20 protein-coding genes and 1 pseudogene are annotated in these 27,000 nt (G+C 70.4%); 13 read left to right on the forward strand and 8 right to left on the reverse strand.

Annotated features, from left to right (window positions below; all coding sequences use genetic code 11):
- Window positions 1-239: 239 nt before the first annotated feature.
- Together ABZ930_RS23500 and ABZ930_RS23505 are read left to right on the forward strand one after the other, a co-directional pair.
- Window positions 240-6,026 (forward strand): annotated as a pseudogene (locus tag ABZ930_RS23500) (DNRLRE domain-containing protein); the annotation flags it as partial.
- A gap of 432 nt (window positions 6,027-6,458) precedes the next feature.
- Window positions 6,459-6,692 carry a hypothetical protein gene (locus tag ABZ930_RS23505; protein ID WP_361550831.1) on the forward strand — a complete coding sequence of 78 codons (234 nt, stop codon included), beginning with the start codon at window positions 6,459-6,461 and terminating at the stop codon, window positions 6,690-6,692.
- Between the two features lie 172 nt (window positions 6,693-6,864).
- On the opposite strand, the gene ABZ930_RS23510 is transcribed toward ABZ930_RS23505, so the two are convergent.
- Window positions 6,865-7,848: a phosphotransferase gene (locus ABZ930_RS23510; RefSeq protein WP_361550834.1), complete on the reverse strand. Its 984-nt coding sequence runs from the start codon at window positions 7,846-7,848 to the stop codon at window positions 6,865-6,867.
- 465 nt (window positions 7,849-8,313) lie between these two features.
- On the opposite strand from ABZ930_RS23510, the gene ABZ930_RS23515 reads away from it, so the two are divergent.
- Together ABZ930_RS23515 and ABZ930_RS23520 are read left to right on the forward strand one after the other, a co-directional pair.
- Entirely contained in the window at window positions 8,314-11,991 is a 3,678-nt protein-coding gene (locus tag ABZ930_RS23515; protein WP_361550837.1) for a S8 family serine peptidase, read from the forward strand.
- Between the two features lie 231 nt (window positions 11,992-12,222).
- Entirely contained in the window at window positions 12,223-13,590 is a 1,368-nt protein-coding gene (locus tag ABZ930_RS23520) for an alkaline phosphatase (protein ID WP_361550840.1), read from the forward strand.
- A gap of 112 nt (window positions 13,591-13,702) precedes the next feature.
- On the opposite strand, the gene ABZ930_RS23525 is transcribed toward ABZ930_RS23520, so the two are convergent.
- The 4 genes from ABZ930_RS23525 to ABZ930_RS23540 form a co-directional block, all read right to left on the reverse strand.
- Window positions 13,703-14,260 carry a GNAT family N-acetyltransferase gene (locus ABZ930_RS23525; protein ID WP_361550842.1) on the reverse strand — a complete coding sequence of 186 codons (558 nt, stop codon included), beginning with the start codon at window positions 14,258-14,260 and terminating at the stop codon, window positions 13,703-13,705.
- A 135-nt stretch (window positions 14,261-14,395) separates the two neighbouring features.
- Window positions 14,396-15,733, reverse strand: a complete 1,338-nt coding sequence (locus ABZ930_RS23530; protein WP_361550845.1) for a histidine-type phosphatase — start codon at window positions 15,731-15,733, stop codon at window positions 14,396-14,398.
- A gap of 102 nt (window positions 15,734-15,835) precedes the next feature.
- Entirely contained in the window at window positions 15,836-16,240 is a 405-nt protein-coding gene (locus ABZ930_RS23535; RefSeq protein WP_361550848.1) for an FKBP-type peptidyl-prolyl cis-trans isomerase, read from the reverse strand.
- A gap of 148 nt (window positions 16,241-16,388) precedes the next feature.
- Window positions 16,389-16,811 carry a MerR family transcriptional regulator gene (locus ABZ930_RS23540; RefSeq protein WP_361550851.1) on the reverse strand — a complete coding sequence of 141 codons (423 nt, stop codon included), beginning with the start codon at window positions 16,809-16,811 and terminating at the stop codon, window positions 16,389-16,391.
- Between the two features lie 55 nt (window positions 16,812-16,866).
- Here ABZ930_RS23540 and ABZ930_RS23545 point away from each other — a divergent pair, with 55 nt between their 5' ends.
- Window positions 16,867-17,838 (forward strand): SDR family NAD(P)-dependent oxidoreductase, encoded by a 972-nt coding sequence (locus ABZ930_RS23545; protein ID WP_361550854.1) that lies wholly within the window; start codon window positions 16,867-16,869, stop codon window positions 17,836-17,838.
- A gap of 317 nt (window positions 17,839-18,155) precedes the next feature.
- Here the strand turns inward: ABZ930_RS23545 and ABZ930_RS23550 are convergent, their stop codons facing one another.
- Window positions 18,156-18,836, reverse strand: a complete 681-nt coding sequence (locus ABZ930_RS23550; protein ID WP_361550857.1) for an IclR family transcriptional regulator C-terminal domain-containing protein — start codon at window positions 18,834-18,836, stop codon at window positions 18,156-18,158.
- A 73-nt stretch (window positions 18,837-18,909) separates the two neighbouring features.
- On the opposite strand from ABZ930_RS23550, the gene ABZ930_RS23555 reads away from it, so the two are divergent.
- Together ABZ930_RS23555 and ABZ930_RS23560 are read left to right on the forward strand one after the other, a co-directional pair.
- Entirely contained in the window at window positions 18,910-19,554 is a 645-nt protein-coding gene (locus tag ABZ930_RS23555) for a nitroreductase family protein (protein WP_361550860.1), read from the forward strand.
- A gap of 238 nt (window positions 19,555-19,792) precedes the next feature.
- Window positions 19,793-19,954, forward strand: coding sequence for a hypothetical protein (locus ABZ930_RS23560; RefSeq protein WP_361550862.1), 162 nt, complete (start codon window positions 19,793-19,795; stop codon window positions 19,952-19,954).
- A 52-nt stretch (window positions 19,955-20,006) separates the two neighbouring features.
- On the opposite strand, the gene ABZ930_RS23565 is transcribed toward ABZ930_RS23560, so the two are convergent.
- Window positions 20,007-20,186 carry a hypothetical protein gene (locus ABZ930_RS23565; protein WP_361550865.1) on the reverse strand — a complete coding sequence of 60 codons (180 nt, stop codon included), beginning with the start codon at window positions 20,184-20,186 and terminating at the stop codon, window positions 20,007-20,009.
- Between the two features lie 299 nt (window positions 20,187-20,485).
- Here ABZ930_RS23565 and ABZ930_RS23570 point away from each other — a divergent pair, with 299 nt between their 5' ends.
- From ABZ930_RS23570 to ABZ930_RS23595, 6 genes are read left to right on the forward strand one after another with little or no spacing between them, the layout of a single operon-like run.
- Entirely contained in the window at window positions 20,486-21,760 is a 1,275-nt protein-coding gene (locus tag ABZ930_RS23570; protein WP_361550868.1) for an NAD(P)/FAD-dependent oxidoreductase, read from the forward strand.
- Between the two features lie 12 nt (window positions 21,761-21,772).
- On the forward strand, window positions 21,773-22,219 hold the full coding sequence (locus ABZ930_RS23575) for a RidA family protein (RefSeq protein ID WP_361550871.1): 447 nt from the start codon (window positions 21,773-21,775) through the stop codon (window positions 22,217-22,219).
- Complete coding sequence (locus ABZ930_RS23580) at window positions 22,216-22,890, forward strand: DUF1028 domain-containing protein (protein ID WP_361550874.1); 675 nt, start codon at window positions 22,216-22,218, stop codon at window positions 22,888-22,890. The genes ABZ930_RS23575 and ABZ930_RS23580 overlap by 4 nt, the downstream gene beginning before the upstream one ends.
- Window positions 22,887-24,035 carry a M20 family metallopeptidase gene (locus tag ABZ930_RS23585; RefSeq protein WP_361550877.1) on the forward strand — a complete coding sequence of 383 codons (1,149 nt, stop codon included), beginning with the start codon at window positions 22,887-22,889 and terminating at the stop codon, window positions 24,033-24,035. The genes ABZ930_RS23580 and ABZ930_RS23585 overlap by 4 nt, the downstream gene beginning before the upstream one ends.
- Window positions 24,032-25,378, forward strand: a complete 1,347-nt coding sequence (locus tag ABZ930_RS23590; protein WP_361550880.1) for an MFS transporter — start codon at window positions 24,032-24,034, stop codon at window positions 25,376-25,378. The genes ABZ930_RS23585 and ABZ930_RS23590 overlap by 4 nt, the downstream gene beginning before the upstream one ends.
- 40 nt (window positions 25,379-25,418) lie before the next feature.
- Entirely contained in the window at window positions 25,419-26,366 is a 948-nt protein-coding gene (locus tag ABZ930_RS23595) for a LysR family transcriptional regulator (RefSeq protein WP_361550883.1), read from the forward strand.
- Between the two features lie 4 nt (window positions 26,367-26,370).
- On the opposite strand, the gene ABZ930_RS23600 is transcribed toward ABZ930_RS23595, so the two are convergent.
- A complete protein-coding gene (locus ABZ930_RS23600; RefSeq protein WP_361550886.1) occupies window positions 26,371-26,982 on the reverse strand; it encodes a TetR family transcriptional regulator in 612 nt (203 codons plus the stop codon).
- Window positions 26,983-27,000: the final 18 nt, after the last annotated feature.

Below are 27,000 nucleotides of genomic sequence, written 5' to 3' on the forward strand. Positions count from 1 at the left end.
TCAGCCATGTCCCCACACGCCCCCTCACACCCACAGGATCGGCCATCGGGGCCAGGCCCTGCTCCGCCCATGCCCTGTTTCTCCCTGACAGCCCAACAGAGGAAGGACCTATGCGAAGTTCCAGACCCGACCGCGCGGATGCAGCGGCCGGACACAGCCCGGGTCTCCGAGCCGTCGCAGGCGGCTTGGCCCTGCTCATGACATCCCTGGCGATCTACGGTAGTGAGGCCGCCGCCGCGCTGCCCTCCGCCGCGTCCCGTGGCTCCAGCGCCTCTGCGGATTCCGCGAAACAGACCGCGACCCAGGCCGCTGACATAGCCTCGGCCAAGGTGGCGGCTCGGCTGTCCGGCCGGCGGGTGGAGGCGCTGTCCGAGCGTACGGAGACGTCCACCACCTGGGTCAACAAGGACGGCTCGCTCACCACGGAGCTCTCAGCAGGACCGATCCGCTACCAGGACCTGGACACGGGCACCTGGCGCGACATCGACGTCAGCCTGTCCGCGGCCGACGACGGCACCGTGACCGCGAAGTCCCACCCGCAGGGACTGAAGCTGGCCGGCGAGTCCGGTACCCGCCCGGCCTCGCTCCGCGCCGCCCAGTCGGCGAAGGCCACCGACCTGGTGACCATGGGCGAGGGCGACCAGAAGATCACGCTGCAGTGGAAGGGCGGGCTGCCCAAGCCGAAGCTGGACGGCACACGTGCCGAGTACACCGATGCCGTGCCCGGGGCGGACGTCGTCGTCGAGGCCACCCGTACCGGCTTCGAGCAGTACGTCGAGATCAAGAAGCAGCCGGACACGGGCGCCTACACCTACACCTTGCCCTTGCAGGTGAAGGGGCTCCAGGCGGAGCAACTCGCAGACGGCAGCGTCCAGTTCACCGACAGGAAGAACAAGAAGCATTCCGTGATGCCTGCTCCCGTGATGTGGGACGCGTCCGTCGACAAGCGCTCCGGTGAGCACACCAACCGCGCCGAGGTCGGCCTGAAGGTCGTTCAGAGGGGCGCGTCCGTCGATTTGGTGGTGACACCCGACGCGAAGTTCCTCGCCGACCCGGACACGGTCTATCCGGTCACCGTCGACCCCTCCACCTCATCGCTGTCGAACGTCTTCGACACCTACGTCCAGCAGGGCGAGACCGTGGACTGGTCAGCCGACACGGAGCTGGACCTGGGCAACCCGGGGACGACGAATTCCAACGGCACGGCGCGGACCGCGCGCTCCTTCATCAGCTGGAACACCGCGCCGGTCCAGGACGCCCTGGTGCTGGACGCGAAGCTGTCCCTGTGGAACTTCCACTCGGGCAACACCGACTGCAAGCCGTACCCGTGGGAGGTCTGGTCGACCGGGGCCGCCTCCACGTCCTCGCGCTGGACCGCACAGCCCACCTGGACAGCGAAGAAGGCGACTTCCACCGGAACCACCGGGAACGCGGGCTGCGCCTCCCAGCCCGACGGCTGGATCGACTCCGACGTGACAACGCTCGTACAGGAGTGGGCATCGGCCAAGGCCACCCGCGGGCACATGGGCCTGCGGGCGACCGACGAGGGCGTGGTCGCGCAGTGGAAGCGGGTGAACTCGGCCAATGCCGCGGCGAATCCACCCAAGCTGGTGGTGAACTACAACTACCGGCCCCGTACCGGCACCAAGGAGGAAGCCGGTCCGCCATACTTCTCCTACGGCGGTGACTACATCGTCAACACCCTGACACCGACCCTCAACGACACGTTCGTCGATGCGGATGGCGATCAGGTCAACGGCACCTTCCAGATCTTCGACGACGCGACCGACGCCCAGGTCGGCAAGGTCCTCGTGTCAAAGTACGTGCCCTCTGGCGAGGTTGCCTCGGTGACGGTGCCGGAAGGTGTACTCGCCGAGGGGAAGACATACCGGTTCCGCACCTCTCCCTACGACGGCGCCCATTACAACACCGGGTGGTCGTCATGGAAGAAGTTCACCGTCGACACCAAGGCACCTTCGGCCCCCACGAAGATCACGTCCACGGACTATCCTTCCGGTTCCTGGGTCAAGGGAGCAGGTGAGGCCGGAACATTCACCGTCACTCCGCCGTCGGCCGACCACCACTGGCTCGAATGGTCACTCGACGGCACGACGTGGGAAAAGGTCGCAACGAGCGGATCCTCCTCGGCCAAGGCCATCACCATCACCCCGCCCAAGAACGGTACCCACACCGTGCAAGTGAGGGCGGTGGACAAGGCGGACAACAAGTCCGAGGCGATCGAGTACACCTTCCACGCCGGCCCGGGCGGGTTCGTCCAGCCGGAGGAGGGTGAGCGCACCGCACGCCGCCTTCCCCTGGTGGCCGAGGCCGACGCCGGCACCTACACGTCCGTGGCATTCTCCTGGCGCCGCTCCGAGGCCGACGACTGGACCCGGATCCCCGTCGGCGACGTCACCAGCAACGGCAAGCCCCTCAGCAAGTGGCCGGTACCGCTGACCATGGGCCAGAACGCCCCGCTGACCTGGAGCGCCACGGACACGGTGGATCCTGACGGATCCGTCCAGATCCAGGCCGAGTTCACCGGATCCGGTACGACCAGCGGAGCCACGGAGCCTCTCAACGTGGTCGTGGACCGCAACGGAGACGGGGCTGCCACACAGCAGGTCGGTCCCGGCAGCGTGAACCTGCTCACCGGCGACTTCGCTCTGTCGGAAACCGATGCCGGCGCCTTCGACATGTTGGTTTCCCGCACGTCCTCGTCCCGCACCCCGGCCAAGGGTGGGGAACAGGAAGGTCAGGCGCCGATCTTCGGCAAGGAGTGGGTGTCAGGTACCGCCGCCGAACTTGCGGACTCCGACTACGCGCACCTTCGTAAGATCTCCGACACCGCCGTCGCCGTCGTGGACTCCGAAGGCGACGAGATCCACTTCACCGCAACTGCGGACAGGGCGGGCTGGATACCCGAGCCGGGTGCGGAGGAGCTCACCCTCAAGGGCAATGTGACCAGTTCCTTCACTCTCTCCGACACCGAGGGCACCGTTACGCGGTTCACCAAGGCGGATGCGTCGCTGTCGACATGGCAGGTCTCCAGCACACTTCTCGACGGGCTCTCCCACACGACGACCACGGTGGTCTCGACCAAGACCACCTACCAGGGCAAGGCCGTCGCCCGGCCCAAGTGGGTCATCGCTCCCACGTCGGCCGCCACCGCGGCCGAATGCGCCGAGGATCCCTCCACCAAGGGATGCCGCGTCCTCGAATACCTGTACCCCTTGTCCACCACCGCGACGGAGACCGAATTCGGTGACGTGGTCGGACAGGTCAAGTCCATCCGTTTGTGGGCGACCGAACCGGGTGCCACCAGCTCCAAGGTTCTGGCCATCGCCACCTACGCGTACGACGGCGAGGGCCGGCTGCGCGAGGTGTCAAACCCCCGGACCTCCCCGGTGGAGAAGACCCGGTACGAGTACGACGGCGCGGGTCGCGTCGTGAAGTACACCCCTCCGGGCGAGCTGCCGTGGACCTTCACCTACGGGAAGGCCGGCGATGCCGCCACCGCGGGCGAAGGCATGCTCCTCAAGGCCACTCGCGCCGCGCTGAAGCAGGGTTCGGCCGATACAGAGGACGGCAAGGCGATCACCAGTGTCGTCTACGACGTTCCGCTGACCGGTTCCGCCGCCCCTTACAGGATGGGCGTCGACACCGTCGCCACCTGGGCACAGCTCGATGCCCCCGTCGACGCCACGGCAGTCTTCCCCGCGGACTCGGTTCCCTCCTCGAACTCGGGTGGCGCACTGGATCCGGAGTCCTACAAGCGGGCCGAGGTGCACTATCTCGGCGTTTCCGGCCGTCGCGTCAATACCGCACAGCCCGGTGGCCACATTACGGCCTCCGAGTACGACCGCTTCGGCAACCTCGTCCGGGACCTCTCCGCCGCCAACCGGAGTGTGGCCCTCGGCCTGACGGCAGCGGACCGTCAGGTCCAGTCCGACCTCGGCATCGACCGCCTGGCTTCGGCGGAACGCGCGGATCTACTCTCCACGCGCTCCCTCTACAACGTGAGCGGCACACGGCAATTCGAGCAGTTCGGGCCACTGCGACGGGTCGAGCTGACCGCTGACCTCAAGCAGGGCAGCACCGTTCTGGCGTCCGCGGGCACTGCGGTCACCGGCCGCTCCTGGACCGTCAACGCGTACGACACCGGCCGTCCCACAGATGGAACGGCCACCGTCCAGCACCAGATCACCCGGTCCACGAACGGAGTTCAGGTTCGTGAGCACCCCGCGGTCCAGGGCGACACCCGTACGACTCAGACCGTCATCGACTGGGTCAAGGGACTTCCCACCAAGGTCATCAAGGATCCCGATGGGCTCGCGCTGACCGAGACCACAGAAATCGACGCCCAGGGACGGGTCATCCGTCAGATCCTTCCCGGAGCCGACAGCGGCGACGCCAGTTCGCGGGTCACGACGTACTGGTCCGCCACGGGCAGCGGCTCGTGCCAGGGCCGCCCCGAATGGGCCGACCTCGTCTGCGCCGTCTCCGCGGGCGGCGCCGTCACCGGCGGCGGCAGTAACCCCGCAGGGATGCCCGTCACCACGACCGAGTACGACTGGTGGGGGAACCCCGCGAAGGTCTCCGAGACCGCCAACGGCACGACCCGGACGACCACGACCACGCACGACGCGGCCGGCCGTCAGACCAAGACGTCCGTCACCGGCGGCATCGGACAAGCGATCTCCGATGCCACCATCGAGTACGAAGAAGGCACGGGCAGGCCGCTGAAGACCACGTCCGCAACGGGCGGCACCATCACCAAGGGCTACGACAAGCTCGGCCGTCTCATCTCCTACACGGACGCGGACGGCGGCACGACGACGAGCCAGTACGACCTGCTCGACCGTGTGGTGAAGGTCTCCGACAGCGCACCGTCCACCACGGTCTACGCGTACGACCATGCTGCCGAGCCCGGTGGAATGGCCACATCCATGACCGACTCGGTGGCCGGTACCTTCGCGTACGCCTACGACGCCGACGGCAACGTCAAGAAGGAGACCCTGCCCGGCGGCTACCGGCTGGACGTCCGACTGGACACGAACGGCAGCGTGCTGAACCGGACCTACACCCGCTCCAGCGACGACACCCTCGTCTACTCGGACACCGTCACGACCTCCACCCACGACCAGGTCGTCGCGCACACCGGCTGGTCGGACCAGAACTACCGCTACGACGTGGCGGGGCGACTCGCCACGGTCGAAGACACCGCCGAGACGGTCTGCACGCGGCGGAGCTACACCTTCGACGCACGCGCCAACCGCACGGCCCTCACCACCGCCGCGGCGACTCCCGGCGCCGACTGCACCACCAGTGGAGGCACGACCACCAGGCACACCTACGACAGCGCCGATCGCATCACCGACACCGGATACACCTACGACGCGTTCGGACGTACCACCACACTGCCGTCGGGCAGCACCATCTCCTATTACACCAACGATCTCGCCCACCAGCAGACGGCCGGCGGCAAGCGGCAGACCTGGCAGCTCGACTCCGCCCTGCGGTTCCGCTCCTGGACGGTCGAGAGCGGCAGTGGCTCCACTTGGACGCAGACCTCCTCGAAGATCAACCACTACGGCAGTGACAACGACTCGCCGCGATGGATCATCGACAACACGTCGACCGGAGCGCTCACCCGCAATGTGTCCGCGGTGACAGGGCAGCTCGAGGCAACCACCGCGAAGAGCGGCAGCACCGCGCTCCAGCTCACCACCATCCATGGTGACGTGGCACTTCAACTGCCGCTGGACGCCTCGGAGGCCCCGCTGGCGATGGACTACGACGAGTACGGAACCCCTCGCACCAACTCGTCCTCCGACCGCTACAGCTGGCTGGGCGGAGCTCAACGCTCCAGCGAGACCCTGACGGGGCTCACGCTCATGGGCGTGCGCCTGTACAACCCGGTGACAGGTCGTTTCCTGTCCGTCGACCCGGTCTACGGCGGAAGCGCGAACGCCTACGAATACGGCATGGGCGATCCCATCAATGTCTTCGACCTGGACGGCAAGAAGTCCAAGAAGACGACCAAGTGGAAGCGGAAATCCACATACTGGGTGAACGGCAAGTGGTACAACTCCACGTACAGCAACATGCCCAGGGCATTGCGTGCTTTCTTTCAGGGCATCATGGGGCGGTTCTGGTTCGGCGTCTACATCGACAGCATGAAGTGGCAGAGTCGTCGGCGTCACGCCGTCTGGACCCGCTACTACAAGGGCAAGAAGCAGACGAAGCGAGGCCGGGTCACCACCGGCTTCTACAACTTCGCGGAACGCTCGCGGATCACCGTCTGCGTCCCCTGGGTAGGGTGCTACACCAAGACCTCCCCCTGGGACGACGGCCGCTGGGGCTGACCCCCCGTTTGAAAGCAAGCAGTAAGTAGCAGCAGGCGAGGTCCGGACCCTCCGGACCTCGCCCTTCCACCACTCACCAAGAAGCCCACGTTGACCATTCTGAATGTGATCCTCGGCATCCTGTGCCTCCTCCTCACCGCAAAAATTGTCGTATCGTCAAAAGGTGTTTCAGACCGCAACATGTGGGCTGCCGTGGCCGTGCTATTGATCGGCGGTATAGCAATTCCCGCAACGCATCCCGATGTGGGGTGGCGACTTCTCTCCACTGTTCCCTCTCTCGTTCTTCTGGTGCTCATTGCGCGAAAACAGCGACGGAATTCATAGAATCAATATGGCTGAGGCTTTCATCCTGGCGGAGCCGCGACGTTGACGCCGCTCGAGGTGGCGTCCCCTCAACGGGACTCGGACGTTGCGGGCTGGCATACGGCGGACTGTGACTACAGCAGCCGCCGGAGCGGGCCCGGTCGGTCGAACGCGGGGCGGGAGGCTTCGGTCTTCAGGCGTAGCGCGTGAGAAGGGCCTGGAGGTATCCCTCCAGCCGCCTGGCCAGCAGAGCGGGGGTCAGATCGCGGCGGCCCACCTGGCGCCACGGGACCGCGACCTTCTCCGCGTCCGGAGCGAGGGCCAAGGCGTCCAGCAGACGCCAGTAGAGATGCGCGGCGCGATCTTCGGCCAGCGTCCCTCCCGCCGCAACGTAACGGTCGGCGAAGTGCATGCCCGCGGCAACGCCGTGCAGCAGAGCCAGGGCCGTCGAGCAGTGGGCCACGTCGAGGTCGGCCGGTCCCCACGAGGTCTCCACCCAGTCGACGACGCCGCTGATGCGCAGACCGTCGCCGTCGCCCGTGAAGAGGACATTGCCGGGATGGAAGTCTCGGTGCAGGAAGCAAGCCCGGTAGTCCGGGGGCTCGCGGCGGATTACGTCCACGGCCCGTTGCCACAGCTCCGGCTGATCGGTGTCTTCGGGCGGGATCACCCGCTCGGGAGAGGTCCACGCCTGATACGCGCGCGGCCGTTCCACTTCGGGCACCCGCAGCCGGTGGATGCGCAGCAACTGGCGCGCCAGTAGGTCGGCACGCCGGTCGGTCCGCGCATCATCCAGGCGTACGGTCCCGGGCAACAGGGACATCAACAAGGAGGGGTGATCGCAGTACTGCGCTGTTGCGTCCACGGCGACCAGCCTGGCCGCGGGCACATCCGTGCTGGCGAGCATGCGCAGAACGGCTGCCTCTCGTGTCAGCAGGCCCTCCGCGTGGCGAACGAAGAATGGCTTGACGAACGACCGCAGGACCAGCGAGCGTCGACTGCCCGGCCCGCAGACGTCCAGCCGGCGCATCTCCGACGTCCAGCCGCCACGCAACTGCGTGACTTCCTCGATGCGTTCCGCCTCGGGCAGTCCCTTCTCCACCCAGGCACGCGTCGCGCCCCAACCCTGGTCCTCAAGATCGGTACCAAGGTGCTCGGTCCCCTCGTCCGCAGCCATGGCGGCAGGCTATCGATCTCTTCGACGGGCGCATGCGGCCGCCCCACCCCACAGCTCCTTGCAATTACTCGTCGTCCTCCGCATGTCCGGACGGCAGATTCCGTCAAGCGGCTCCGTATCCGAAGGCCCGAAGGATCACCCGGCGCGCGTCGCTGTCGGCGTCGGGCATCGCCGACTTGGTTCAGCCATCTGAGATTGCATGCAGTGCATCCTCTGCGGCGCGGGCCTGTGGGTGAGAGGCGTCATAAGTCCTGGCGGACTCAACATCCGTCTGTTTCAGGGGTGTTGCCGCACTGATGCCAGCACTCCGCGCTCTTCCCGAGATCGACTTCGGTGGCATAGATTCCCGGCGGCCTGAACATCCATTCAAGTCAAGGGGATCCTTTGACACTCCATCTGTCAGGAAGAAGGCGCCGCCTGCTCGTGCTGGCGGCCGCCCTTCTGGTCACCGCGGCGACCCCGCCGATGACCGCATCCGCAGACACCCCGCGGAACGTCGACGCCAAGGGCGCGACCCGCACCGCTGACAACGTTGCCACATCGATCGTCACCTTGATCACCGGCGACAAGGTCACCATCACGCCCACTGCCGGCGGCGGCCCCGGCACGCTCAAGGTGCAGGGACCCGACGGTGAGCCGGGCGCGGCCCGCGTGCTGACGGTGGGCGGCGACACGTACGTCTATCCCGACTCCGCCCGCTCCTACCTGGCTTCCGGCGCGCTGGACGACCAGCTCTTCAACGTCACCCGCCTGGTGGCCGACGGCTACGACGACGCCTCGGTCGACCGCCTGCCCCTCATCGTCACCTACGGCGGCAAGGACGCCTCGGCTTCCACACTGCGAAGACGCGCGGCCGCGATGCCCGCCGAGGTCACCGGCGTCCGGCCGCTGACCAGCGTCAACGGCGTGGCCCTCGCCGCGGATCGCAAGGACGCCGGCGCGCTGTGGAAGGAACTCACCGGCACACGCGCCGAGACGGCAGAAGTCCGCGGCAGCGGCACCGACTTGGCGGGCGGAATCGGCAAGGTGTGGCTCGACGGCAAGGTCGAGGCCACACTCAGCGACTCGACCGCCCAGATCGGCGCCCCCGAGGTCTGGAAGGGCGGCAACACCGGCGACGGCGTCGACGTCGCCGTCCTGGACACCGGCTACGACCAGGCCCATCCCGACCTGACGGGCGTGGTCGAGGACAGCGACAGCTTCGTCCCCGGCGAGGACGTCACCGACCGCAACGGCCACGGCACGCACGTCGCCTCCACCATCGCGGGCAGCGGCGCGGCCTCCGGCGGCACCGAGAAGGGCGTGGCCCCCGGCGTCGACCTGCACGTCGGCAAGGTGCTGTCCGACGAGGGCTACGGGTACGACTCCTGGATCCTCGCGGGCATGGAGTGGGCCGCCCGCGACGAACGCGCCCGCGTCATCAGCATGAGCCTGGGCAGCAGCGTGAACGCCGACGGGGAGACCGTCCTCGCCGAGGCCGTGAACGAACTCAGCGCCGAGACCGGCGCGTTGTTCACGATCGCCGCGGGCAACGACGGCCCGGGCGCCCAGACCGTCAGATCGCCCGGCACCGCCGACGCGGCCCTGACGGTCGGCGCCGTCGACTCCTCGGACGCCATCGCCGACTTCTCCAGCCGCGGGCCCCGCTACGGCGACGACGCCCTCAAACCGGAGATCACGGCACCCGGCGTCGGCATCCTGGCCGCGCGCTCGCAGTACTTCAGCGAAGGCTCCGGCTCCTACATCTCCCTCAGCGGCACCTCCATGGCCACCCCGCACGTGGCCGGCGTCGCTGCCCTTGTGGCCGCCGCCCACCCCGACTGGACCGGCAGCCGCATCAAGGACGCCCTCGTCAGCACCGTGAAGGCCACGCCCGACATCACGGCGGACGACGGAGGCAACGGCCGCGTGAACGCCGCGCAGGCCGCCACCGCGCCCCTCACCGCGACCGGCACGGTCGACGCCGGCATCCACTCGCCCGGCGACGGCACGGACAGCGTGAAAAAGACCGCGACCTGGACCAACACCGGTGACCAGGCCGTCACCGTAGACCTCGCCGTGGACGCACCCGGCGTCCCCGCGGGCGTCTTCACCGTCTCCGACGACCGCATGGAAGTCCCCGCGCACGGCACGGCGAGCGTCACCGTCACCACCGACCCGGCCAAGGCGGGCCAACTCAAGCGCTGGACGGGCAGGTTGAAGGCCTCCGAGGACGGCGTCGTCCTCACCCGCACCCTCCTCGGCGTCAGCACCCGCCAGCAGCTCTTCCACGTCCGCAGCACCATCACCGGGCGGTCCGGCGAAGCCACCTGGGGCGCCCTCACCTTCTTCCGGGAGGGCGACGAGTACGCGGGCTACTACCTCTTCGACGGAGGTAGTTCGGACCAGCTCCTGCCGCCCGGCCGCTACACCGTCTACGCCGACTTCCGCGTCGAGGGCACCCACGGCGCCTCATCGGCCGGATACGCCCGCATGGTCATCCCCCAGGTGGACATCACCGGCGCCACCGACCTGACCTTCGACGGCAGCAAACTCCGGGAGATCTCCGCGGTCACCCCGCGCAAGACCGAGAACTTCTCCCGACGCCTGGACTACTACCGCGAGTTCGACGACGGCACCTCCGTCCTGGACAGCACCCTGATCGCGGACGGCTGGGACAGCATGTGGACGGCCGCCACCCCGAAGGTGAGCGACGGCGAGCAGTACGTCACCGCGCGCTGGCGCAACCAGGAACCGCTGCTGACGGTCGCCTCCGGCACGCAGGAGTTCGACGACCTGTGGATCATGCCGGGGTCGTCGAAGCTCCCCGAGGACGACTACGACCTCGACCTCGTCCACCCCGGTGACGGCCTCGACGAGGACTACGAGGGCGTCGACGCCGCCGGCAAGGCCGCCGTCGTGCCCTGGGACTCCGACGACGAGGACACCGCGGACGACCAGATCAGGGCCGCGCAGAAGGCCGGCGTGAAACTGCTGCTGTTCGTCAACGATCTCGACGGGCGTCTGCGCGAGGCCATCATCAAATCGTCCATCGAGGTGGTGGGCCTGTCCCGCACCGAGGGCGAGAAACTCCTCGCACGCGTCGACGCCAGCCCCACGAAGAGCATCCCGCTGAAAGCCGTGTCCCGCCCCGACACCGACTACCTCTACGACCTCGTCCACACCTGGAAGGGCCGCACACCGGCGAACCCCGTCTACGCCCCCAGGGACGGCCAACTCGCCCGCGTGGAGACCACGTTCAACAATCCCACCGGCCGTGAGGTCTACGAGAACCGCTACGACGTCCACCCCTGGACCGCCTACCGGGTCGGCAGCAACCGGCTCAGCACCGCGGGCGCGCACCGCACCGACTACGTCAGCACGGACACGTCCTTCTCGTGGGTCGAGGAGGGCGAACTCCAGTCGCTGTCGTACAGCGCCTCCGGCGCCGTCACCTACCCGGCGGGCAGGACCACGGACGTGGACTGGTTCGGGCCCGTCGTCAGGCCGCGCATCAACGGGAGCGTCGCGGCGCCCGTCCGCACCGGCGACCAGATCGACGTCACCCTGCCCTCGTGGGGCGACTCGGGCGGCGACCACGTCAACTGGACGCCGTTCGGCAGCACGGACACGACCCAGAAGACCACCCTCTACCGCGACAGAACCCTGCTCGCCGAGGGCGGCGCCGGACTGACGGCGACCGTACCGGCGAAGAAGGACAGGTACCGGCTGGTGCACGAGGCGAAACGGACCGCCACAGCCGCCTTCCCCTATTCGACCGCCACCCGCACCGAGTGGACCTTCACCTCGGCGCGGCCCCGCGACAAGGAGGACGCGACGCAACTCCCGCTGATCCAGGTCGACTACGCCCTGCCGACATCAGCCGACGGCAAGGCGGAGCGCGACGCCTCGCTGCTCATCACGCCCGCCCACCTCGACGGAGCCGCGAACGCGGCGCTGCGCACCACCAAGGTCCAGCTGTCCTACGACGACGGCGCGACCTGGACCACGGCCCGGCTCGGCGGCCGGGGCGACGGCAGGATGAGCACGACCCTGCACGCTCCCGCCTCCGCCCAGTACCTCACGCTGCGCGTGCAGGCGGCGGACAGCCACGGCAACACCGTGACGCAGACCGTCGTGCGCGCCGCGGGCATCACCGGATGACCCCGGCGTGAAGCCGATCGCCGGCGGCCGTGAAGCGGCCGCCGGCGATTCGCCCCCGCACAGGCCCAGCAGGTCATGCTCCAGCGATCGCGGCAGACCTGACCGGGCGCCGTGAACCGCGTACGCGCCAGGTCGCCCACGTGTCGCCGGAACGACGTGGTGGCGTCCGCTGAGGTTCACCCGGGGCTGGTGAGCTGAGCTCCAAGATCAAGCATCAGTCAAGGAGTTGCCATGTTCAGACCGCGTCTGTCCCGGCGTCACGCGATGGCCGCCACGGCCGCCGCCACGGTCACCGCCGCCGTCGCGTTCTCCGCCTCCGCGGGCGCGTTCAGCTCGCAGGACCAGGCCCGGCACGCCGTCCAGGGCGGCAAGGCCAAGAACGTCATCCTGCTCATCGGCGACGGCATGGGCGACTCGGAGATCACGCTGGCCCGCGACTACACCGTGGGGGCGAACGGCCGCCTGAACATGGACAAGTTCCCCATGACCGGCGCCTACACGACGTACGCCGTGCACAAGGACGGCACCCCGGACTACGTCACCGACTCCGCGGCCAGCGGCACCGGCTGGGCCACCGGCACCAAGACCGTCAACGGGCGCATCTCCAAGACGCCGGGCACCGACAAGGCCGTACCGACGATCCTGGAACTGGCGCAGAAGGGCGGCTTCGCCACGGGCAGCGTCACCACCGCCGAGCTCACCGACGCCACCCCGGCCGTGCTCGCCTCCCACGTCACCGACCGCTCCTGCCAGGGCCCGGCCGACATGGCCACCTGCCCCAGCGACACTCTCGCCAAGGGCGGACCCGGCTCGATCGCCGAGCAGAGCGTCAACCACAAGGTCGACGTGCTGTTCGGCGGCGGCAAGCAGCGCTTCGACCAGAAGGTCACGGACGGCAAGTACAAGGGCCGGACCGTCACCGAGCAGGCGCGGCAGCTGGGCTACCGGGTCGTCACCGACAACGCGTCGATGAAGGCGGCCAAGGGCGGCAAGCCGGTGCTCGGCCTGTTCGCGTCCGGCAACGTGCCCACCGAGTGGACCGGCAAGACCGCCGCCGTCGGCGGCACGGACCCGCAGCGCTGCGTCACCTCCAACGCGAACCGTCCCGCCGGCACGCCGAACCTGGCCGACCAGGCCACCAAGGCCATTCAGCTCCTGGAGGCCAAGCAGAAGTCCAAGCACTCCAAGAAGGGCTTCTTCCTGCAGGTCGAGGGCGCCTCGATCGACAAGCAGGACCACGCCGCGGACCCGTGCGGCCAGATCGGGGAGACCGCCGCGTTCGACCGCGCCGTCAAGGTCGCCCGCGACTACGCGGCCAAGCACCCCGACACCCTGGTCGTCACCACCGCCGACCACGGCCACACCAGCCAGATCGTGCCGCTGGAGGCCACCCCGCCCGGCCTGTCCTCGACGCTGGTCACCGACGAGGGCCAGCAGCTGAAGGTCAACTACTCGACCAACACCCCGGGCCAGTCCCAGGAGCACACCGGCACCGAGGTCCGTATCGCGGCCCAGGGCCCGCAGGCGTACCGCGTGCTCGGTGTCACCAACCAGACCGACCTGTTCACCACGCTGCGCGAGGCGCTCGGCGTGCGCTGACAGCGCGAGGGCGTGAGGCCTCCCGCGAGGTCGTGGTCCTCCGGCCTACAACCCTTTCGGTGGCCCGCCCGCCGGGTGTCGATCAGCACCCCGGCGGGCGGGCCTCCGCGGCTCAGCCCGGCAGGACCCGGGTGAACACCTGGAGGACGGAAGCTCCCGGATCGGGGCGGAGTTCGCCGAACCTCTCCCACTCCCACGCCTGAAAGGCAGCCTGCGCCTCCACGCCGGCGGGATCGACCAGCGCGACCGCCAGATCCGCGTCGCTGGCGGCGAGCAGCCGTTCTTGGAGGCGGGTGCCGATCCCGCGGCGGCGGTGCTCGGGCAGCACCATCAACTCGGCGATGGCGAACACCTTGCCCGAGGCGGTGAGTTCCTCGACCTCGTCGGGCAGTACGCCGACGAATCCCCGCCACCACGAGCCGTCCCGGTGCAGCGGATAGCCGTACGCCACCCCCGCCGGTTCGTCGTCGTCGCCCTCCGCGTCGTCGGCCACCACCATGTCGAATCGCGGCCGCTGGGCATCCTCCGAGAGCCTGGCCAGGAAGCGTTCGCGATTGCGGTACTCCTCGCCCGGTGGTTCCTCGTAGGCGGACACGTAGAGATCCGCCAGCTCCTCCCGGTCCCCGTCCGCCTGCCACCGGCTCAGCCTGCGGAAGAACACCTCGCCCATGCCGATCCCCCTCGCCCACGACGCCCGGGCAGTCAGCCTGCCCGCCGCCTCGGAGCCTATGCGGGATGCCCGATGATCAGGCATCCCGGGTGCTTCTACCGCTGCGGACGGCCGCGAGAACGGGGCCCGGCCCGATCACGCGCGGCCGAAGCACTTCTCCAGTTCGCCGAGTTCGTAGAACTTGCTGCCCTTGGCCACCGGGGCGCAGCCCGCGCGGAAGGCGGTCTCCTTCTCGTTGTAGAGCATGCGGACCAGGTAGGTGTCGCCCTTGCGGAAGACGTCCCACTGGATGTTCGCGCCGAGCGGGGCGACGGCGGCGCCGCGCCAGTGGTTGTTCTTGTACGTGTACGGACGGTCCGGCGCCACGGCACGTGTGCTGCCGGGCAGACGCATCAGCGCGGCCAGCGGGATGATCTCCTCGGCGTGGGTGAAGCGCAGCTCGGCGCCCAGGTCGCCGGTGCCGTCCTGCCTGGCCTCGACCTGGGCGAACAGGTCGTCCAGGAGCGGCTGGGCCATGTCGTACGTGATGTCGCTGTCGGAGAACCCGGGCCCCTTCTCGTAGAAGTCCTCCGCGTCACCCAGGTAACCGAACCAGGAGGCGGCGGCACGCGGCACGTACCGCTCCAGGTGCCAGCCGGCACCGTCCGGACTCTCCTGGCTCATGGCGGGTGCGATGGCGTACAGGTTGTAGACCGCTTCGGCGGCGTCGACGGCATCGGCGTCGGGCAGACCGTCCACGAAGGCGTCGGTGAGCAGCTCCCGCAGGATCGTGCGGGCGGCGCGGAGCGTGGCGGGCTGCTCGCGGATGGCGGTGAGGGTGTCCTTGAGACGCTGGTCGTTCTCGACGTAGTCGCGGTAGGCGGCGCCGCCCGCGGCCTTGTGGAAGTACAGCAGGTCCTTGTCGGTGCGCGAGGCGCCGATAAGCGGCTTCAACGCCGGTTCGACGGCCGAGAGTTCGTCGCTGAACGCGCTGCCGCTGGCGACGGCGCGGTCCTGTCCCGAGGTGACCACGTCGATCTTCTCGCCGTCCTCGGCGATCCGGGAGAACAGCGAGGGCAGCCGCTGATGCATCCGGTCGGCCGTCTGCCGCATCTCCTGCTTCCCGCGTCCGCTGAGGTTTCCGTACCCCACCTTCTCCATGGCGGCGAGCAGTCCGCGCACCCGCGACTCGAACTCCCGCCCCTTCGTGGTGAGTTGGCCGGCCGACTCCGCCTTCCGCGACAGTGCCAGCACCAGATCTGCGTCCTCGCCGTCGGTGGCGGCGCGTGATCCGTGCCGGGAGACGAGCTCCGTGAACACCGGCGTGAACCCCCGGGGCGCCCGCTCGTACGTCCCCGGGTTCTGCTGCGGCCGGTAGACGGCCTTGGTGCCGTAGCCCTCGGTGTTCCCGCGCGGACCGGCGTGGGCGGGAAGAGTGGAGGCTGCCAGGGCGCAGAGGCCGAGGGTCAGGGCGGGGGCGAGGTGTCGTCTCATGGACGCATCGTCGAAGGCGGACGTGAACGCGGGATGGCCGGGCGGTGGCGGGGACCGACAGGTGTCCGGGGCGCTCCCCGCGGTTCTCCGCCGCAGCGGTCGCTAGGTCCTGCTCCACCCGGTTGTGCCGGAGTAGAGGTCGAGCAGGTCCACCACGAAGACCAGGGTCGAGCCCGCCGGGATCAACCGCGAGGGCGACTGATTGCCGTAGCCGAGACGCGGGGGAACGACGAGCTCGCGCCGGCCGCCGACCTTCATCCCCCTCAGCCCCCGGTCCCAGCCCTTGATGACCCTGCCGCCGCCCAGGGCGAACTTGAACGGCTCGCCCCGGTCCCAGGAGGCGTCGAACTCCTTCCCGGACGCGAAGGTCACCCCGACGTAGTGGACCCTGACCACCATGCCGGGTTTCACCTCGGCCCCGTCCCCGACGATCAGGTCCCGGACGGTCAGCTCGGCAGGAGGGTCACCTTTCGGTACGTCGACCTCGGGCTTCGTCGGTTCGCTCATCGCCGCCTCATCACTCTCCGCCGGGGGGCCTGCTCGGACCGACCGGACACATGGACACTCCATGCGGTGGATGGTCACGCTACCGAGGATGCCGAGCCCTGGAGCACGCCGCATCCGGCGGCCACGCGCACGGTGGTCCGGGCTCGCCTCAGGCCGTCGGGTCCCAGAGCCCGCCGGCCGCACCGCGGGCGAGGTGCTCGGCGTAGACGTCGACCTTCCGGGCGATGACGGACCGGCACTCCTCCAGCGCCCGGATCTGTGCGTCGACGCGCTGTCGATGGGCGTCGAGCAGCCGCAGCCGTTCCGCCTCGTTGCCCGGTCCGCCGCGTACCAGTTCGGCGAAGTGCTGGAGGTCGGCGAGCGGCATGCCGGACTCGCGGAGCTTGACGCAGATCAGCAGCCATTCGACGTCGAAGGAGGTGTAGCGCCGGCGGCCGCCCGACGTGCGCCGGACCGGCCCGACGAGGAGGCCCTCACGCTCGTAGAAGCGCAGGGCGTGCACGCTCAGTCCGGTCCGCTCGGCCACTTCGCCGATGCTCAGCGACCGCGCGGAAGCCTCGGTGGTCGTCATGCCGCTCACTCCCGGGGTTGATCTAGACCTCGCTCTAGATCGTAGCGTCGGCGGCATGACGCTCACTGATCAGCAGCCGCTCGGCTCGCCCTTCTCCGCCTCCACCACCGCCGACGACATCGTGGGCGGCCTCGATCTCTCCGGCAGGACGGCCGTGGTGACCGGTGGCTACTCCGGGCTCGGCCTGGAGACCGTCCGGGCCCTGACGGCCGCCGGAGCCCGGGTCGTCGTCCCCGCCCGCCGCCCCGACGTCGCCCGTGCCGCCCTGAAGGAGCTGAAGGACTGCGAGATCGTCCCCATGGACCTGGCCGACACCGACAGCGTCCGCTCGGCCGCGGCGCACATCAGGGACCGTCTCGACCGGGTCGACCTCCTGATGGCGGTCGCCGGAGTCATGGCCACCCCGGAGCGGCGCGTCGGGCCCGGCTGGGAAGGCCAGTTCGCCGCCAACCACCTCGGCCACTTCACCCTCGCCTGCGAGCTCCATCCGCTCCTGGCCGCCGCGGGCGGCGCGCGCGTCGTCGTCAACAGCTCGGCCGGACACACCCTGACCGGCATCCGCTGGCACGATCCGCACTTTCGCACCGGCTACGACAAGTGGCTCGCCTACGGCCAGGCCAAGACCGCCAACGCCCTGTTCGCCGTGCACCTCGACGCCGTCGGGAAAGGCGACGGCGTCCGGGCGTTCGCCCTCCACCCCGGCAAGATCATCACCGGGCTCCAGCGGGAGATGACGCTCCAGGCGCAGATCGACCGCGGCTGGGTGGACGAGCACGGCACGGTCATCGGCGACGGTTTCAAGACCCCCTCCCAGGGGGCCGCCACCGGGCTGTGGGCCGCCACGTCCCCGCTCCTCGACGGCAGGGGCGGCCTCTACCTGGAGGACTGCGACATCGCCCACGTCTCCGCCCCCGGCACCCCCATGGACGACGGCGGCGTCCGCGCCTACGCCATCGACCCCGACGAGGCGGCCCGGCTCTGGTCCCTGTCTCTCGCCGCGACCGGCGCCACTCCGATCCCCGGATGAACCCGCGCGCCGCATACGCCGCACCGTCCGCCGCCGTGGCGGGCAGCGTCGAGCGGTCCACCCCTCGGAGCGGATCGGGGCCGCACCGGCGGAGCGGACAGATCCGGGTGCCGCACCGCAACGCGCCTCTCAGGGGCGCGGGGCGGTGGCTCGTCGAAACGCTGGCGCGGTGCGCGATCGCGTACGTCGCCGCCGAGACGGGTGTCCCGCGGGCGTGTGCCCGCACGTGGGTCGACCGATGGCGCCGGCACGGTGATCCCGGTCTGCTGGACCGCTCCTCGATCCGGCAACTGCGTGGCACGCCGCAGTCGCCGCGGTTATCGCGACGGGTCGGGGAGTCCTCGGCCGATGGTGCGGGCAGCCTCGCGGAGGGCGCTGCCGACGCGGTCGTGCGGGGAGCTGGTGGGCAGGGTGACGAAGACCGCCGCCATGGTCCGGCCGTTCCGCGACACCGCTGCGGCGAAGGAGAGTTCTCCCAGAACGTACTCTTCGTGGGCCGTCGCCAGGCCGGTCTCCCTGATCCGGATCAGCTGGGAGCCCAGGATGCCCGGTGCGGTCACCGTGTGACGGGTGTGGCGCCGTACCTCCGTCGGCGGGCCGTGGCCGTGGGCGAGGAGGATCTTGCCGGCCGACGTGGCGTGCAGGGGCAGGCGTCTGCCGCCGACCAGACACAGAGCCGTGCCGTCGGAGGGGACGGCGATGTCCGCGGTGCCACCGGTGCGCGAGGTGAGCGTGCGCAGGGCGGGGAGCGAGACGTCGAGCAGGCCGCGCGGGCAGGGAGCCGCGGCGCCGAGGGAGCGGATGCGGGTGCCCAGGCGGTAGGAGCCGTCGGCCGCCCGCTCCAGCCCGCCCCACGCGACCAGCTCCCGCACCATCCGCAGTGCCGTCGGTACCGGCAGCCCGGTCCGGCGGGCGATCTCCGTCAGACGCAGCGTGGCCGGCGCGTCCACGAACGCGTCCAGCACCGAGAAGACTCGCCCGGCAACGCTCTCGGCCATGTCGCACCCCGCGTTTTCATCCAGTGAAAGTCCGGCGTTGTCGCCGCACCGCATGTCCCGCGAAGGTCAACGCATGACTCTCGACCTCTCTTCCGACGAACTCCTTTCCACCACCCGGGCGGTCCGGCACCGCCTCGACCTCACCCGGGACGTACCTCGCCGGCTGATCGAGGAGTGCGTGGACCTGGCGGTCCAGGCCCCGACCGGGCGCAACCGCCAGCGCTGGCACTTCGTGATCGTGACCGATCCCGGGCAGCGGGCCGCGCTGGCCGAGGTGTGGCGGGCCGGCGTGCGCACGCCGGGTGCCTCCGACCCTCTCCCCGAACGGGATGTGCGCCGGGCCGGCGTGGCGCACATGGAGCGGGTGTACTCCGGCGCCGCCCATCTCTACGAGCACATCCACGAGGTCCCCGCGATCGTCGTGCCCTGTGTGGAGGGCCGCACCGACAACGCGCCCGTCCTGAACCAGGCCGGCACCTGGGGCTCCATTCTCCCCGCCGTCTGGAGCTTCATGCTCGCCGCCCGCGCCCGGGGCCTCGGCAGCTGCTGGACCACCGGGAACCTCGTCCACGAGAAGGAGTCGGCCCGCGTCCTCGGCATCCCCTACGACGACGTCATGCAGGCGGCGTTCATCCCCCTGGCGTTCACCCTCGGCACCGGCTTCCGCCCGGCCCGCCGCATCCCGAGGGAGCAGGTGCTGCACTGGGACAGCTGGTGAACAGCGCAGGCGCCCGCTTGTTCCGCCGGTCCTGGACGCCGTCATGGGCGCGGGACGGACGGTGAGGAGCCGACCGCCTTCCGGCCGGCGGCCGACAATCCGGCCGATCCGGCAGCGTGCCGCTGACGGACAGGGGTATCAGGGGCATGGTCCCGTCGACGCGCGCACCGGGCTGCGCAGGCGCGTGTCGGTTCGAGAGGGCCGGTCGGGTATCGGTGGAGCGAAGAAGGTGGCCGCCATGGCCCATTGGACGGACCTGGGCAAGGTCTGCAGACGCGTCGAGGCCACCAGGAGGCAATCTGCCGAACTTCGGCAGCAGGCGGCGAAGTTGGTGGAGGAGAGCCAGTCGGCACGCCGTCGCCGGGAGCAGGAGCGGCGGGACCGTCGGGGGACCGGCTGACGGGACGGGCCGGGTGCGTCGGCGGCCCGGTCCCCTGCATTCGCGATGTGGCTCAGCGACGTGTCGCCTCTTCGCTCACGGTGGGCTCGTCGACGAGCTGGGTCCGCAGGTGCCGGCGGAGCAGCGAGCGGCTCACCATGATGAGCCTGGTGCTCTCCTGCTTGAGTTCGCTGGAGACGGCGCGCGCCGCCGCGGCGCGCTCACGTGTCTGACGCAGATGTGCCCAGTCCACCGCAGTCACCACGTGCCCTCGCTGTCGAGACGTCCGTTTCCCCTGAGACTCGACCACGGCATCGGGGTCGTGCAACGCCGGTAACGAACTTTTCACCTCCGGCTGGCCGGCGAGCGAAGCAGTCACCGCCGGGCGTGGGCCGCACCGGGCTCCGGCCGTCCAGGCCGGGCCCCCGCATCGGCGCATCTGATAAACAGAACGCTCTCCGCTGAAACAACTGTTGGACAGAACTCCGGGCTCGGCCGAAGGATGTCCGCAGCGGCGCCGCGGCATCGGCCGCCGCGTGAGTGGAGGTCGAAATGCCCAGTGAGCAGACGGACGTTGTGGTGGTCGGCGCGGGTCAGGCCGGCATAGCGATGAGCGAACACCTGGGAGCGCAGGGCATCCCGCACATCGTCCTGGAACGCGACCGGATCGCCGAGCGATGGCGCTCCCAGCGCTGGGACTCCCTGGTCGCGAACGGACCCGCCTGGCACGACCGGTTCCCGAACCTGGAGTTCCCCGACGTCGCCCCCGACGGCTTCGCCACCAAGGAGCAGGTCGCCGAGTACTTCTCCGCGTACGCGGAGAAGATCGACGCCCCCGTGCGGTGCGGCGTCGAGGTGACGCACGTACGCAAGAACCAGGGCCGCCCCGGCTTCCGGGTCGAGACGTCCGAGGGGGACATCGACGCGCGGTTCGTCGTCGCGGCGACCGGGCCGTTCCAGCGGCCCGTCATCCCGCCCGTCGTGCCGGACGGCGCCGTCCCGACGCAGATCCACTCCAGCGAGTACCGCAATCCGGGCCAACTGCCCGACGGCGGCGTGCTGGTGGTCGGAGCGGGCTCGTCCGGCGTCCAGATCGCCGACGAACTGCGCAGGTCCGGCAGGCGGGTGCTGCTTTCCGTGGGGCCGCACGACAGGCCGCCGCGCCAGTACCGCGGCCGCGACTTCTGCTGGTGGCTCGGTGTGCTCGGCCTGTGGGACCTGACGACGCCGCCCCAGGGCGCCGCCCACGTGACCATCGCGGTCAGCGGGGCCCGCGGCGGCCACACCGTGGACTTCCGGGCGCTGGCGGGCACCGGCGTCGAACTCGTGGGGATGACAGCGTCGTACGAGGACGGCGTGCTCCGGTTCGCCCCGGATCTCGCCACGAACATCGCGCTCGGCGACGAGAAGTACCTGGGCCTGCTCCGGGCGGCCGACGCCTACATCGAGCGCAACGGCCTCGACCTTCCCGAGGAGCCGCAGGCCCACGTCCTCGGCGCCGACCCGCGGTGCCTGACCGAGCCCCGGCTCGCACTCGACCTCGCCGAGGCCGGTGTCACCTCGATCGTGTGGGCCACCGGCTTCGCCGCCGACTACGGCTGGCTCGACGTCGACGCGTACGACGAGAACGGCCGGCCCGAGCAGAGCCGCGGCGTCTCCCGCGAGCCGGACGTCTACTTCCTCGGTCTGCCCTGGCTGTCCCGGCGCGGATCGAGCTTCATCTGGGGCGTCTGGCACGACGCCAAGTACGTCGCCGACCACATCACGACCCGGCGCGGATACCTCGCGTACCGGAGCACCGACGACAGCGTCCACGGCAGCAACTGAGGAGCACAGAGCATGGCAGGCGCCCCGATCGTGGCCGGCGGGCACACCCGGATCCGGCCGTTCAACACCCGAGACACCTATCCCGAGCAGAACCTCGACAACGACCTCTGCCAGGCCGTCGTCGCGGGCGACACCGTGTACGTCCGCGGCCAGATCGGCCAGGACCTCGACACCAGTGAATCCGTCGGCGTCGGAGACGCCGAGGCACAGGCCGAGCAGGCCATGGCGAACATCAAGATGCTGCTCGAAGAGGCGGGCAGCCGGATGGAACACCTGGTCAAGCTGACGATCTACCTCATCGACCCGCGCTACCGCGAGGCCGTGTACCGCACGGTCGGGCGGTGGACGAAGGGCGTCCATCCGATCTCCACGGGGATCGTCGTCTCCGCTCTGGCACGCCCTGAATGGCTGTGCGAGATCGACGCGATCGCCGTGCTGCCGAAGGAGGAGCGGGCATGACGTTCTCCCTGGTGGTACGCGACGGTGACCGGTTCGGCATCGCGGCGAGCTCGTCGAGCCCGGCCGTGGCGGCCCGCGTCGTCCATCTGCGGCCCGGAGTGGGCGCGGCGACCTCGCAGAACATCACCGACCCGACCCTCGGCACCCATCTGCTCGACGGGCTGACCGAGCACGGCGACGCGGAGCGCGCCCTGGCCGACGTGACCGGCGCGCGGCGGTACGAGAAGACCATCGGCTACCGGCAGTTGACGGTCCTCGGACGCTCGGGGCCCGGCTTCGCGCACAGCGGCCCGCACACCCTCGGCACGTACGCCGCCGTCGCCGTCGACGGCGCGGTGGCCGCGGGCAACATGCTGTCCGGCCCGCACATTGCGCAGGTCCTCGTCGACGCGTACGCGGCCGCCGCGGGGGAGCTGGAGGAGCGGCTGATCGCCGCCATGAAGGCGGCCGTCGCGGCCGGCGGCGAGGAGGGACCCGTCCACTCCGCCGGGCTCGCCGTCGTCGCCGACGTCGGCTGGCGGGTGACCGACCTGCGCGTCGACTGGGCCGACGACCCCGTCGACCGGCTCGGCGACCTCCTCGACGTGTGGCTGCCGCAGCGGGACGACTATGTGCGGCGCGGCCTCGACCCGGCCGCCGCACCCTCCTACGGCGTACCGGGGGACCGGTGAACGGCCGCGCCCCGAAGGACGCGGCCCGGCAGGCCGTCGACCGGCACGCCGGAGAACTCGTCGCCCTCTCCGAGGGACTGCACGCCGACCCGGAGACCGCGTGGGAAGAACACCGGGCGGCCGCCCGCGTCCCGGAGCTGCTCGACCGCGCCGGATTCGACGTCACCTCCTCCTACCTGGGCCTCGACACGGCGTTCCACGCGCGGATCGGCACCGGACCCGTGCGCGTCGCGCTGTGCGCCGAGTACGACGCGCTGCCCGGCCTCGGCCACGCCTGCGGGCACAACCTGATCGCGGCGAGCTCGGTCGGCGCCGCGCTCGGCCTCGCCGCCGTCGCCGACGACGCGGGGCTCACCGTGGAGGTCTACGGGACGCCGGCCGAGGAGGGCGGCGGCGGCAAGATCGAACTCCTGGAACGCGGCGCCTTCGCCGGCGTCGACCTCGCGATGATGGCCCACCCGGCGCCGGTGGACGTGGCCGAGGCCCGCCCCTTCGCGGTCAGCCACTCCCGGATCTCGTACACGGGAAAGTCGGCGCACGCCGCCGCCTACCCGGAGTCCGGGGTCAACGCGGCCGACGCCTTCACCGTCGCCCAGGTCGCCATCGGCCTGCTGCGCCAGCAACTCCCGGCGTCGGCGCGGGTGCACGGCGTGGTGACGCACGCCGGTGACGCCCCGAACGCCATCCCCGAGCGGTCGTCGGGCCGCTGGTACGTGCGGGCCGAGACGCTCGCCGAACTCGCCGAGCTCGAACCCCGGGTGATGCGCGCCTTCGAGGCGGGCGCCCTCGCCACGGGCTGCGCGCTGGAGATCGAACCGGAGAGCAAGCCGTACGCGGAGTTCCGCGCGGACGAGACCGCGCTCGCCCACTACCGGGCCAACGCCGTCGCCCTGGGACGCGAGTTCGCGCCGCCGGGCCAGGCCGCGCGCATGAACCGGGCCTCCACCGACATGGGCAACGTCTCGCAGGTGGTGCCCGCCATCCACCCCTACATCGGCATCGGTTCCCTGCCCGCCACCAACCACCAGCGGGAGTTCGCCGCGCACTGCGTCGGCGGAACGGCCGAGCGGGCCCTGCTCGACGCGGCGATCGCCCTGGCGTGGACCGCGGTGGACCGGGCCGCACCCGAGGAGGCAGCGACGTGACCACCACCGAGACCGAGTCCCGCGCGGTGGACGGGCCCACCGACCCGGCCACCCTGCGCAGGAGCGTGGCCGCGGGAGCCGTCGGCGTCTTCGTGCACTGGTTCGACTGGGCCGCGTACGCCTATCTCGCCGACACCGTCGCGACCGTGTTCTTCCCCGCCGAGGACCGCACCACCGGCCTGCTCGCCGTGTTCGGCGTGTTCGCCGTCTCCTTCGGCATCCGGCCGGTCGGCGCCCTGGTCCTCGGCCCGCTCGGCGACCGGATCGGCCGCAAGCGGACCCTGTCCCTGGTCATCTTCCTGATGTCGGGCGCGACCCTCACCATCGGCCTGCTGCCCGGCTACGACTCGATCGGCATCGCGGCCCCGGTGCTCCTCGTGCTGTTGCGGCTGGTCCAGGGCTTCGCCGCGGGCGGCGAGTTCGGGAGCGCGGCCAGCTTCCTCGCCGAGAGCGCGCCGCGCCGCCGCCGCGGGTTCGGGGTGAGCTGGCTGGAGGTCGGCTCGCTGCTCGGCTTCCTCGCCGGCTCGTTCGTCTTCCTGCTGCTGTCCACCGGCCTCGACGACGCCCAGCTCACCTCCTGGGGCTGGCGCATCCCGTTTCTCGTCGCGGCGCCGCTCGGCGTGATCGGCGTGGTCATCCGCAACCGGATCGAGGACACCCCCGAATACCGCGCGCTGGAGAGCAACGACACCGTCCCGCGCAGCCCCGTCCGCGAACTGCTGCGCTCCCACCGGCGCCAGCTGCTGCAGGCGGCGGGCCTGATGACGGCCATGCACGTGCCGTTCTACGCGGTCCTGACCTACCTGGTCACCTACGAGACGGACCACCTGGGCCGGTCCGCCGACGGCGCGGCCCTGCTCTCCACCGCCATCTCGCTCCTCGGCCTGGTGCTCGTGCCGCAGTTCGGCGCGCTGTCCGACCGGGTGGGACGCAAGCCCGTGTTCATCGGGGCGACGGCCGCCCTCTTCGTCCTGTCGACGCCCGCCTTCTGGCTGATGCGGACCGGGCTGACCGGAACCTGGATCGCGGGTCTGACGCTCGGCGTGATCCTGGCGGCGATCCTCGGCACCTACGCGGTGTGGTCGGCGGAGACCTTCCCGACCCGCACCCGGCAGAGCGGCCTGTCCATCGCGTACAACGTGACGGCCGCGCTGTTCGCGGGCACCGTGCCGTACCTGCTGACCCTGCTCATCTCGGCGACGGGCAGCACGCTGGTGCCGGGGCCCTACCTCATGGTGTTCGCGGCGGGCGGTCTGATCGCCGCGCTGTCCCTGAAGGAGACCGCGGGCTCGACGCTGCTGCACGCCGAGGACGTGGCGGTGCCCGGTGAACGCCCGGCCTAGAGTCGGGCCCACACCCGATCCACCGGCACAGGGGCCCCGCATGACGACACCGCCCGGATTCACCCTCGTCCAGCTGCGCTACTTCCTGGTCGCGGCCGAACGCGGATCGATGACGGAGGCGTCGGCCGAGCTCCACATCGCGCAGTCCGCGGTGTCCGCCGCCGTCACCGGTCTGGAGCGCGACCTCCAGGTGCAGCTGTTCATCCGCAGGCGGGGCCGGGGCCTGACCCTCACCCCGGCGGGCGAGCGGCTGCGCCAGCAGGCCCGGGACCTGCTGGGCCGGGCCCGCGAGATGGAACGGGAGGCGCGCGGCGACGGACCCGCCCTCTCCGGGCCCGTCAGCGTCGGCTGCTTCGTCACCCTGGCCCCGTACTATCTGCCGCGCCTGTTCAGCGAGTGCACGCGCCGGCACCCCGGCATCGAGATCGACGTGGTCGAGGACGAGGCGGACCAACTCGTCGCCGCCCTCACGGCGGGCCGCATCGACTTCGCCCTCACCTACGACCTGGGCCTGTCCACCGAGCCGGAACTGCGCAGCGAGACGATCGCCCACGCCCCCGCCTACGTCATCGTCGCCGCCGCGCACCCGCTGGCGGACCGGGACGGCGTGAGCCTCGCCGAACTCGCCGCGGAACCGCTCGTCCTGCTCGACCTCCCGCACAGCCGCGACTACTTCCGCGCCCTCGTCACCGCCACCGGCACCGCGCCCGACGTCCGCTACCGCACCCGCAGCTACGAGACCGTCCGCTCCATGGTGGCCAGCGGCCTCGGCTACTCCGTGCTCAACCAGCGCCCCGCGACCCGGTCGACCTACGGCGGGGGAGAGATCGCGGAACTCGAACTCCGGGACGCGGGGCGCCCGTTGGAGGTCAGGATCGCCTCGCTCGACGGAACGGCGCAGTCGGCCCGCGCCCGCGCGGTCATGGACGTCCTGCGGGAGATCGCCGAAGGGACCCGAGCCGGAGGGACCCGAGCCGGAGGAAACTGAGCCGTCACAGCTCCGCGCAGCCCGTCACCGCCCGCGCCTGGACACGGATCAGGCGCTGCGCCTCCGCACGGGTCAGACCGGCGTTGCGGCTCACGATGTGCAGGCCGAAGCCGTCCTCCAGCGCGACCAGGTTCCTGGCCAGATCGCCGACGGGCCCGGTCAGGGTGAACACCCCCGTCGCGGCGCCCACTTCGAGCACCGTCGTGTAGAGACCCACCTCGCTGGAGAACAGCGACGCCATCAGCGCCGCGTGCCCGGCGCTGCGGTCGGCCCTGCCGTGCAGCTCGTAGAGCAGCCCGTGCGTGGCGTCGTCGGGGGCGGACGGCAGCCCGGAGGCGATCAGCGCCCGCAGCCGGTCCACCGGGTCGGCCACCTCGTCGGTGACCGCGTGCCGTGCCGCCAGGAAGCGCTCGACCGCGCCCCGGTGCACCTCGATCACCAGCTCGTCCAGCTCCGGGTAGTAGTAGAGCACCGACCCCGCGGACATGCCGGCCTCCGCCGCGATGTCCTTGATGCGCAGGCCCTCCAGGCCCCGCTCCGCGATGGCCCGGCCCGCCGCGTCCACGAGCGCCTCGCGCCGCGCCGTCTGGTTCTTCGGTCTGCCCAGTTTCCCCATGCGGTTAATTCTCTGTTA

This window comes from Streptomyces sp. NPDC046716 (genome assembly GCF_040645755.1).
Lineage (GTDB): Bacteria > Actinomycetota > Actinomycetes > Streptomycetales > Streptomycetaceae > Streptomyces.